Consider the following 7,090-nt stretch of genomic DNA (forward strand, 5'->3'; position numbering starts at 1 on the left):
GTCAAGGTTATAGAAATTTAGATAAAAAAATGAATTTTATGTTAGATTTTTCCCAATTTTCTGTTTAATAAACACAATAAAAATGTAAAAAATCCGACAAATTTTTATAAATTTTACCAAAAAGTAACAAGTTTTTTGTAAATACCTAACAGTGTAACGTATAAATATGATAAAAAAGTTTGGAAAAGAATGAGTAGGATTCCCCCAATATACGTTTAATTATTTCAGATGTACAATTTAAATGTATTTAATTAACAACCACGAAAATCAGATGAATAGGAAAACTTAAGTTTCTCATTCTATTTAACTATTACTCTATAGATCCAAGGTGGATTTAAGTAAATACAGAATAAAATTGTAGGAGTGTTGTTATGAAAAACGGAAAATTTAAAGCGTTTAAAGTTATGTCTACAACTGCTTTAGTATCATTACTTTTTACATCACTAGCTTTTGCGGACAATGATAACGTTACACCACAAACTGATACTACTGAGGGAATGGTTGAACAAGGAACATTTACTAAGAATAATTTAGATTTATCTCAAGAAAATTCAATGTATAAAGAAAACAACAATCAAGAAATTACAAATACGTTTAAACCAGATGATGAAGTGCATTTAATTGTTGAGGTAGATGAGCCAGCTGATAGCGAGCAAGCGACTCCTGAGCATAAAAAAGCAATGTTTAAACAAAAGCAAGACAAAGTAATTGATGAAATTTCAAAAGAAAAAAATGCTAAATCACAAGCAGCTTTTAAAGTGAGACACCGCTACTTTGAAGGTTTTAATGGATTCAGTATTGAAACAGAATATAAAAATTTAAAAGATATCCAGTCGATTCCTGGCGTAAAGCATGTTCAAGTTGCTAGAACATTCCACGAAACGATGGCAGCAAGTAAAGAATTAGTACAAGCTCAAAAGGTATGGGAGCAATATGGTTATAAAGGGGAAGGCCTATTAGTTGGGGTTGTAGATTCTGGTATTGATTGGACTCACAAAGATATGACACTATCAGATGCAGCTAAAGCGAAAGAAAAATGGACAAAGGATAAATTTGACCAGTTTGCAGGAACAACAGATGTAAATGAAACTTGGTATTCAGATAAAGTACCATCTGGATATGACTGGGCAGACAATGATACGGATGTTATTCCTGGACCAAAAGGTAGCATCCATGGTACGCACGTTTCTGGAACGATTGGAGCAAATGGTGATGATGCAAATGGCGGAGTAGCTGGTATTGCACCTGGAGTTCAACTACTAGCGGAAAAGGTATTTTCTGATAACGGTAATCCCGGAGCTTCAGAGGATGATATTATCGCAGGAATCGAGCATGCTGTTACAATGGGCGCAGATGTAATTAACATGAGCTTAGGTACAGATGCAGGAAGAGTAGACGAAAATTATGATCCAATCCAAAAAGCAATCAGAAATGCGACTGAAAAAGGTACCCTTGTTGTAGTCGCTGCTGGAAATTCAGCATACAGTTCAAAGGCCTTACTAGTTCCTTCAACATTACAACCATATGCGGAAAATCCTGATATTGGAACGGTTGGTTCACCAGGAGTAAGTCCATTTGCATTATCAGTTGCTTCCTATGAAAATACTAAAATTCATATGAATGCAATTTCAGATGGAAGTCTAGCGGTTCCTTTCAAGGACCATACTCAATATGGACAAGCTTTTAATGTATCTAATAATCTATTACCTAATACTAACTATGATTTGGTCTACGTAAATGAAGGTAAAACAGCTGCAAATTATCCAAAAGGAAAAACGAATTATATTGCGGTAGTTAAACTATTAAATTCATATAGTACGGTTTCGTCTATTCAATTTACAGCAAAGGCAGCAGGAGCAAAAGCTATCATTATGATACCACCTTCAAACTGGCCTGATTATGCAACTCTACCAGTAACTCCATCTGCAACACCAACTGCTTCAACAAGTAAATCGATTGGTCAGGCATTATTAGATAAAATGAGTAAAATGCCTACTGGGCAATATTTAAGTATGAAAAATATCGGCGATTATTGGGTAGATAATCCAGATAAAGACACGATGTCTTATTTCTCATCAATGGGTACGACACCTACATTAGACTTTAAACCAGAAATTTCGGCTCCGGGTGGAAATATTTATTCAACAATTCCTGGAAATAAGTATCAAGTAATGAGTGGTACATCAATGGCTACACCACATGTTGCAGGTGGTTCAACATTAGTATTACAATCACTTTATGAAAAAGGATTAAAACACTCAGAAGATACAGTTTTAAAAGCAAAAGTTGCATTAATGAATACATCTAAAATCGTGATGGATCCAAGAACAAATAGTGAAGTTCCATATTCACCACGTATTCAAGGTTCAGGTTTAATGCAAATTCAAAATGCGATTAATACACCAGTTATTGTGACAAATCGAAACGCTCCTTTAGAACAGGCTGGTTCGGTAGCATTAAAGGAAATCGGACAAAATACAAGCTTTAAATTAAACGTGGATGCTTTTAATGCACCTAAAGGGAAAAATAATAGTGATGATATTGAATACAATGTATATGTTGATTTATTAAAAGATAAGACAGTAACAAAGCAATTTGATTTAGACCATGATGGACAATTAGATTCAAAAGATTATTTAACCTTATCAAGTGAACAAATTAAGGGAGCAACAGTCACTGTAAATGATAATATCGTAACAGATAAAATAGGATCTACATTGAAAATCAAACCAGGTCAATCAAAAATGTTAACGGTTAATGTATCATTACCAGATTCATTAAAGAAAAATAGTTTTGTTGAAGGCTATGTTCGTCTTGTACCAGTAGCAAAAGACCAAGATAAAGCTGTAACGATAACTATGCCTTATATGGGCTTCTATGGAAAATGGGATGAGCCACGAAACATCGATGCTCCAGCTTGGGAAAAGGATTCCTTTGCAGGTCGTACAGCACTTTGGAATGATACTACAGAGGGGGGAGCGCCATTAGGATATAATGGAGTAGGCTTTGATTTAAATCATATTGCTTTCTCGCCAAACTATATAGATAAGGGAATTTTAGGTGGAATGAGCGTTTTACGTAATTTAGATAAAGCTGAGATCTCTATTGAGGATTCTACGGGCAAACAACTCAGATATCTAGGTGACTATAGTGAGTATACTGGAACTGGAGAGCCTTGGAAATTTAATAAAAACATAATGTTTAATCAAGATTATGGTTATAATTTATATCAATGGGATATGAAAGACGTATCAGGTAATTTTGTTCCTGATGGTACTTACTATTATGTAATTAAAACAACTTTAGCCTCTCCAAACGCTAGACCACAAACTGTTAAAATGCCAATGATCGTAGATTCAGTTGCACCAAAAATTTCTGATATTAAGGTAACACCGAATAATGGAAAATATGATATTACATTTAATGCAACTGATAATGCAACTGACTTTAACTTTGCAGATATTTATGTAAATGGATCATTTTATGAACTAAGACCTGGACAAAAAACGCTAACAGTTAATTCAGAACCAAAAGGTATGGTATTTAGATCTATTGATTATGCAGGAAACATGGCTTGGACAACATGGGGAGATCAAAGTTATAATAAACAAAGTATGATAATGACAACTTGGGGCATTTCTCCATCTACTGGTGTAAACCAATCTAACCCAGCTAAAATTTCTATTTTCGGTTTTAATAGAATAGACTGGACGATTAATATTAAAGATGCTAGTGGAAAAATTGTCGATTCAGCGACATTCGAAAATGAGCATACATTTAGGACACCATGGGCACCAGATAAAGATCTACCAAATGGCACATATACAGTTACTGTAGATGGCGTTACAAAAGACGGCTTTAAAGTAACATCAACGCCTAAAACTATAACGGTTGTTCAATAATACTAAATTACCAAAATAAAAAACAAAGGCTCAGTGAAAACTGAAGCCTTTTGTTTTGTCTTTTTAATTTTCGTTAATTGTAATTCAAGTCATCTTTATTGCTTTTTAGTTTACCTTGGATTAGGTGAACTAGTAATAAACTAACCGGAATAACAATTTGAAGTGGAATGTGAAGCAAATACGGTACTAAATCGATGCCCTCTTTATGATGCTCAAGAAAATTAGATGCTACCCATAAGGAAGTAACAACGGTAATAATGCCAATAGGATAGACTAGCTGGTCAGTTTTCTTTATATTAAATAAATCTGCAGCTCCAGATACCGCACAATAAAAGTAGATTGTAATTTTTACAAAGGCATTGCATACTGCAATTACAACAATGAAAGTATCCAATCTTTGAATAAAATCGGCAATATTAATATAACTAACTGCTGTTAACAGAGGGTAGGTTGTTCTTTCAATAACAGATGGACCTAATATTGCTGTATTTAATACTGCAAATAAGGTTAAGATAAGTCCGGAAAATAATAAGGACGGTATTCCTACTTTTATTGCTAAATTTTGTTTACTTAAATGTGGCATAATCATTGTAAATGTCAGGATTTCACCAAAAGGTACGGTTAAAGAAATGGGAAAAGCCTTAAAAATTGGTTTCCATCCGTTTTCTAAAACGGGTCTTAAATTATCAATTTTTATTAAATTTGAAATGATTTCAAATCCTATAAATAGAAATGTAAGAGAGATGATCATGATAAATATAAATTCACTAGATCGAGCGAATGTTTCTAGTCCTTTAGAAATTGCATACATGATTAATAACATCATGATTAATCCAATTGAAATTAAAGAAGAAGCATTATACAGAGTGATTGTTAATAAATCCTCAAAATCACGTAAAGACCGCGCAGCAACATAAAGAAAATATAAGATGTATACTAGTGCTAATATTTTCCCGACATATTTCCCTAAAATGATTTGAATATATTTTGTTAAGGGTAGTTCAGGAAATAACGAATATAACTTAATATACACCGCAAAGATTAAACAAGCTGCAATGAGTCCTATTAATAAACTAATCCATCCATCTTGTTTAGCTCTAGCATATATTTCGACTGGTGGAGAAGCACCGACCCCAAACATAAAAATCATACAAAAGAATTGAAAACCACTTATATTTAATTTACGATTCATTTGAATTCCTTCTTTTGTCTTTTAATTTACCTTCTAGATATTTATTTTTTCCATAAAATTCTATTTTATTAGGGTTTAGATAAATAAACTAGTCAGAAGTTTGCTGAAAATTTAGTATAATAATAGCAATCATAAAAAAGGAATGAGGTGGTCATTCGTGGATATTAAGGTTGATGATTTAACTGGAACTGAAGTTGCTATGTTAATTAGTGAGCACCTTCAAGGTATGACACAGCATTCTCCACTTGAAAGTATACATGCTTTAAATCTTGAAGGATTAAAGAAACCGGAAATTACGTTTTGGAGTGTATGGGAACAAAATGAATTAGTTGGATGTGGTGCTCTAAAAGAACTTGACCCATTACATGGGGAAGTAAAATCAATGAGAACTTCTTCAGCTCATTTAAGAAAAGGAGTGGCAAGGCGCATGCTCCAACACATAATCGAAGAGGCAAAAATTAGGGGCTACAAGAGAATAAGTTTGGAAACAGGTTCAATGGAAGCATTCAATCCAGCAAAAAAACTATATGAACTCTTTGGATTTAAGTATTGTAAGCCTTTTGGAGGTTATAAAGATGACCTTAATAGTGTTTTTATGACACTAGAATTATAATATTTTTAAACTAAAGTTGCTGTTGTAGCAACTTTATTTAGTTTAATACCCCAACTAATCACCCCCCTAAATTAAAAGAATGAAAAAATTTTAAAATAAAATTAGTACCTAGTATTAATATCTGGTGATATAATATTGAAAGGATATAAAAAAATATGACTGAGGTGACCATAATGCAAAATTCGAAAGCACGTATCACTGCAATAGGTTCATATGTACCAGAAAAAGTATTAACAAATAAGGATTTAGAAAAAATAGTTGAAACAAATGATGAATGGATTGTAAAGCGAACTGGCATAAAAGAGAGAAGAATTGCAAATGAAAATGAATATACAAGCGACTTAAGCTACAAGGCTATAAAAGATTTGATGGAACAATACAATAAGTCTGTTGAAGATGTTGATATGATTATCGTTTGTACTTTAACGCCCGACTTCAAAACGCCAAGTGTTGCTTCAATTATTCAAGCAAAGCTTGGCATAAAAAATGCTGGGGCAATTGATTTAAATGCTGCTTGCGCAGGTTTTACTTACGGTTTGTATATGGCAAATGGATTAATTACATCAGGATTAAATCGAAAAATTCTAGTAGTTGGGGCAGAAACCTTATCTAAAATAACCGATTATGAAGATCGCACTACTTGCATTTTATTTGGTGATGGAGCTGGTGCAGCTTTAGTAGAATATGATGAAGAACTACCTAGCTTCATTTCCTCATACTTAGGATCAGAAGGTGAAAAAGGAAAACATTTATATTGTTCAAATTTATCAAATCAAATGTTCGGTGAAGAAATAATTAATAACAATAATATCATTCAAAATGGACGCGAAGTATACAAATGGGCAGTTACCACTGTACCAAAAGGAATGCAAGCTGTACTAAACAATGGATCCACTTTATTAAATGAAGTCGATTGGTTTGTTCCACATAGTGCAAATTTAAGAATGATTGAATCAATCTGCGAAAGAAGTGAATTTCCAATCGATAAATCATTAAATAGCTTAGTAGATTGCGGAAATACATCATCAGCCACTATTCCTTTATCGTTAGTTAAAGGAGTGAAGGAAGGAAAACTTAAATATGGAGATAAGGTTTTACTGTATGGATTTGGTGGTGGATTAACTCATGCTGGATTACTTATTAATTGGACTTTGTAATAGAGCTTTTAAGCAAAAACTCATTTATAGCGAGAAGATGAATATAGGTTCCTCATGAGTGGTTCATGAGGAAGTAAAACAGCAAGAAGAAGCAAAAAGGTTCCTCATGAGAGGTTCATGAGGAAGTAAAACAGCAAGAAGAAGCAAAAAGGTTCCTCATGAGAGGTTCATGAGTAAGTAAAACAGCAAAAAGAAGCAAAAAGGTTTCTCATGAGAGGTTCATGAG

Annotated in this window: 4 protein-coding genes; 3 read left to right on the forward strand and 1 reads right to left on the reverse strand. The window is 33.2% G+C overall.

The features are described 5' to 3' along the window. Positions 1-371 precede the first annotated feature (371 nt). Positions 372-3,902, forward strand: a complete 3,531-nt coding sequence (locus CN514_RS19315; protein WP_098233997.1) for a S8 family serine peptidase — start codon at positions 372-374, stop codon at positions 3,900-3,902. Positions 3,903-3,975: 73 nt separating this feature from the next. Here the strand turns inward: CN514_RS19315 and CN514_RS19320 are convergent, their stop codons facing one another. Further along, entirely contained in the window at positions 3,976-5,094 is a 1,119-nt protein-coding gene (locus CN514_RS19320; protein ID WP_098233998.1) for a GerAB/ArcD/ProY family transporter, read from the reverse strand. A 157-nt stretch (positions 5,095-5,251) separates the two neighbouring features. On the opposite strand from CN514_RS19320, the gene CN514_RS19325 reads away from it, so the two are divergent. Then, the gene (locus CN514_RS19325) at positions 5,252-5,707 is read left to right on the forward strand and encodes a GNAT family N-acetyltransferase (RefSeq protein ID WP_098233999.1); all 456 of its coding nucleotides are present in this window, start codon (positions 5,252-5,254) and stop codon (positions 5,705-5,707) included. A gap of 173 nt (positions 5,708-5,880) precedes the next feature. After that, complete coding sequence (locus CN514_RS19330; RefSeq protein ID WP_176525978.1) at positions 5,881-6,864, forward strand: ketoacyl-ACP synthase III; 984 nt, start codon at positions 5,881-5,883, stop codon at positions 6,862-6,864. Positions 6,865-7,090 lie beyond the last annotated feature (226 nt).

This window comes from Bacillus sp. AFS001701 (assembly GCF_002559405.1).
GTDB lineage: Bacteria > Bacillota > Bacilli > Bacillales > Bacillaceae_G > Gottfriedia.

Bases quoted from the DNA above. Each gene is read 5' to 3' on its own strand.
- CN514_RS19320 (WP_098233998.1), bottom strand. From the start codon at position 5,094: ATGAATCGTAAATTAAATATAAGTGGTTTTCAATTCTTTTGTATGATT.
- CN514_RS19330 (WP_176525978.1), top strand. From the start codon at position 5,881: ATGCAAAATTCGAAAGCACGTATCACTGCAATAGGTTCATATGTACCA.
- CN514_RS19315 (WP_098233997.1), top strand. From the start codon at position 372: ATGAAAAACGGAAAATTTAAAGCGTTTAAAGTTATGTCTACAACTGCT.